This window comes from Mesorhizobium sp. M4B.F.Ca.ET.017.02.2.1 (assembly GCF_003998955.1).
GTDB classification, from domain to species: domain Bacteria; phylum Pseudomonadota; class Alphaproteobacteria; order Rhizobiales; family Rhizobiaceae; genus Mesorhizobium; species Mesorhizobium abyssinicae.
In genome coordinates, this window is sequence record NZ_RZOF01000491.1 from 1 (window position 1) to 3403 (window position 3403).

The window sequence follows — 3403 nt, forward strand, 5'->3', positions numbered from 1 at the left end:
GCGCTGAAATGGGCAGTGCGCGAGATGGAGGACCGCTACCGCAAGATGGCGCGCCTCGGCGTGCGCAACATCGACGGCTACAACCAGCGCGCCGCCACCGCCCGCGACAACGGCGAGGTCGTTGTCATGCAGGCGCAGGTCGGCTTCGAGAAGGGCACCGGCGAGCCGCTGTTCGAGGAACGGGAAATCGACCTGGCGCCGATGCCCTACATCGTCATCATCGTCGACGAGATGGCCGATCTGATGATGGTGGCCGGCAAGGAGATCGAGGGCGCCATCCAGCGGCTGGCGCAGATGGCGCGCGCCGCCGGCATCCACTTGATCATGGCCACGCAGCGCCCCTCGGTCGACGTCATCACCGGCACCATCAAGGCCAATTTCCCCACCCGCATCTCCTTCCAGGTGACGTCGAAGATCGACAGCCGCACCATCCTGGGCGAGCAGGGCGCCGAGCAGTTGCTGGGCCAGGGCGACATGCTGCACATGGCCGGCGGCGGTCGCATCGTCCGCGTGCACGGACCCTTCGTCTCCGACCTGGAGGTCGAGCATGTCGTGGCGCATCTGAAGGCGCAGGGGCGTCCGGAATATCTCGAAACGGTCACCGCCGACGAGGAGGCGGAAGAAGAGGCGGCCGACGCGGGTCCCGTCTTCGACAAGGGCGCGATGGCCGAAGAGGACGGCGACGCCCTCTACGAGGAAGCCATCAAAGTGGTCAAGCGCGACAAGAAATGCTCGACCTCCTACATCCAGCGCCGCCTCGGCATCGGCTACAATCGCGCCGCATCGCTGGTCGAACGCATGGAGAAGGAGGGCCTGGTCGGCACGCCCAACCACGTCGGCAAGCGTGAAATCCTGGCCGGCCGGCGGGACCACGCGCCGGAGCGCGACGAAACGGATTGACGAGGATCGGGGATGGGGCCGGGCGATACGCCGGTCTTGCTTGACCGGACGTGCCTTCGCGGCGGGTGCGTCAGCCGCCGTTGGCGGCCAGCACGATCGCGGCGCGCAGTTCCTCCAGCCCGTCGCTCTTTTCCGACGACGTCGCCAGGACGAACGGGAAGGCGGCCGGCCGCTTCTTGATCTTGGCCAGCGTCTCCTCGATCAGCCGCGGCACGCCGGCTGCCTTGATCTTGTCGGTCTTGGTCAGCACGATCTGGTAGGAGACTGCCGCCTTGTCGAGCAGCGACAGCACCTCATCGTCCTTGGCCTTGATGCCGTGGCGGGCGTCGATCAGCACATAGACGCGCTTCAGCGTGACGCGGCCCTTGAGGTAGTCGAAGACCAGCTTCGTCCAGTCGTCGACCTTTTCCTTCGGCGCGCTGGCATAGCCGTAGCCGGGCATGTCGACCAGCGCCATCGGCGGCAGGTCGGCGCCTTCGCCGGAAAAACCGTCGGGCACGAAATAGTTGAGTTCCTGCGTGCGCCCCGGCGTGTTCGAGGTCCGCGCCAGCCCCTTCTGGCCGACCAGCGCGTTGATCAGCGACGACTTGCCGACATTCGAACGGCCGGCGAAGGCGATCTCCGGCGGACCCTCCGGCGGCAGGAACTTCATCGCCGGCACGCCGCGGATGAAGACCCAGCCGCGGGTGAACAGGTCGGTGCCGATCACGGTCTTGTCCATCAGACGGCTGCCTCCAGGCGGGCAATGTCGGCGCCCCTGATGGCGTCGAGGTTGCGGCCGATCTTGTCCACCGGCCAGTTCCACCAGCCTGCCATCAGCAACCGCCGGATCGTCTTGTCGTCGAAGCGCATCTTCACCACCTTGGCCGCGTTGCCGGCAACGATCGCATAGGTCGGCACGTCGTGCGTGACAACCGATTTCGCCGCGACGATGGCGCCATGGCCGATTGTCACCCCGGGCATGATCACCGCATCCATGCCGATCCACACATCGTTGCCGACCACCGTGTCGCCGCGGATCTCCTTCGCCCATGTCTTCGGGTCGAAGCCTTCCTCCCAGCCATGGCCGAAGATGTTGAACGGATAGGTCGAGAAGCCCGACATTGCGTGGTTGGCGCCGTTCATGATGAAGCGCGCGCCCTCGGCGATGGCGCAGAACTTGCCGATGATCAGCTTGTCGCCGATGAACGGATAATGGTGCAGCACGCAGCGCTCGGCGAATTTGTCCGGTCCGTCCGGATCATCATAGTAGGTGAAGTCGCCGACCTCGATGTTGGGCGCGCTGACCAGTCCTTTCAGGAAGCCGACGCGCGGATGCATCGGGATCGGGTGCTTGATGTTGGGGTTGGGTCCGGTCATCGGCTGGCTCCGTCCACACTTGCAGCATACGGAGCTTAGGGACGGGCGGCGACCGGGTCTACCCGCGCTGTTGAAGCCGGGGTCCCGCGAAGCAGCGCGGTGACCCCGGCCTGCCGGACGACCTCCCAAACACCGGCGTCGCTGCGCCGGAAGCCGTCGCGGCTTCTTGGGGAGGACTGAGAAAGCTACGGACCACGCCGAGCCGTAGTTTCCGGGCGCCAACAAAAAACCCGGACGAGCCGGGTTTTTCGAAGACAATTGATCGGGCTGCCGGCTATTCCGCCGGCGAGGGTTTCTTGCGGAACAGCGCCGCCAGATTGTCCCACAATTCGATCTTGGCGCCTTGGCGCTTCATGATCACGCCCTGCTGCAGGATCGACAGCAGATTGTTCCAGGCCCAGTAGATGACCAGGCCGGCGGGGAAGCCCGCCATCATGAAGGTGAAGATGATCGGCATCCAGGTGAAGATCGCGGCCTGCGTCGGATCCGGCGGCGTCGGGTTCATGCGCATCTGCAGGAACATGGTGACGCCCATCAGCAGCGGCCAGACGCCGATCATCAGCATATGCGGCAGCGTCATCGGGATCAGGCCGAACAGGTTGAAGATCGAGGTCGGATCGGGCGCGGCAAGGTCCTGGATCCAGCCGAAGAACGGCGCGTGGCGCATCTCGATGGTGATGTAGAGCACCTTATAGAGCGAGAAGAACACCGGGATCTGCAGCGCCACCGGCCAGCAGCCGGCCAGCGGATTGATCTTCTCGGTCTTGTAGAGCTCCATCATCGCCTGCTGCTGCTTCATCTTGTCGTCCGCGTATTTCTCGCGGATTTCGAGCATTTTCGGCTGCACCTTCTTCATGTTTGCCATCGACGCGTAGGACTTGTTGGCGAGCGGGAAGAAGATGGCCTTGACGATGACGGTGGTGGCGAGGATGGCCAGGCCGAAATTGCCGAAGAATTTGTAGAGCGTGTCGATCAGCCAGAACATCGGCTTGGTGATGAAGTGGAACCAGCCCCAGTCGATCAAGAGGTCGAACCGCTTGATGTGGCGGTCCTCCGCGGAGGCGTTGATCTTGGCGACTTCCTTTGCGCCGGCGAACACCTCCGTCTCGACCGTCGCCGACTTGCCGGCATCGACATTGGTCGC

General features: G+C 64.3%; 4 protein-coding genes. 1 reads left to right on the forward strand and 3 read right to left on the reverse strand.

Annotation, left to right across the window (positions count from 1 at the left end):
* A partial coding sequence (locus EN738_RS32550; RefSeq protein WP_145967005.1) for an FtsK/SpoIIIE domain-containing protein occupies positions 1-900 on the forward strand: 900 nt, incomplete at its 5' end.
* Positions 901-970: 70 nt separating this feature from the next.
* Here EN738_RS32550 and yihA read toward each other — a convergent pair.
* The 3 genes from yihA to yidC all read right to left on the reverse strand — a co-directional run.
* Entirely contained in the window at positions 971-1621 is a 651-nt protein-coding gene (yihA, locus tag EN738_RS32555) for a ribosome biogenesis GTP-binding protein YihA/YsxC (RefSeq protein ID WP_127287148.1), read from the reverse strand.
* A complete protein-coding gene (locus EN738_RS32560) occupies positions 1621-2259 on the reverse strand; it encodes a CatB-related O-acetyltransferase (protein ID WP_127287149.1) in 639 nt (212 codons plus the stop codon). Before EN738_RS32560 ends, yihA begins: the two co-directional genes overlap by 1 nt.
* A gap of 274 nt (positions 2260-2533) precedes the next feature.
* A partial coding sequence (gene yidC, locus EN738_RS32565; RefSeq protein ID WP_127287150.1) for a membrane protein insertase YidC occupies positions 2534-3403 on the reverse strand: 870 nt, incomplete at its 5' end.

What these genes read in the sequence shown, in the direction of transcription:
- EN738_RS32560 (WP_127287149.1), bottom strand. Translation starts at nt 2,259, where the DNA reads ATGACCGGACCCAACCCCAACATCAAGCACCCGATCCCGATGCATCCG.
- yihA (WP_127287148.1), bottom strand. Translation starts at nt 1,621, where the DNA reads ATGGACAAGACCGTGATCGGCACCGACCTGTTCACCCGCGGCTGGGTC.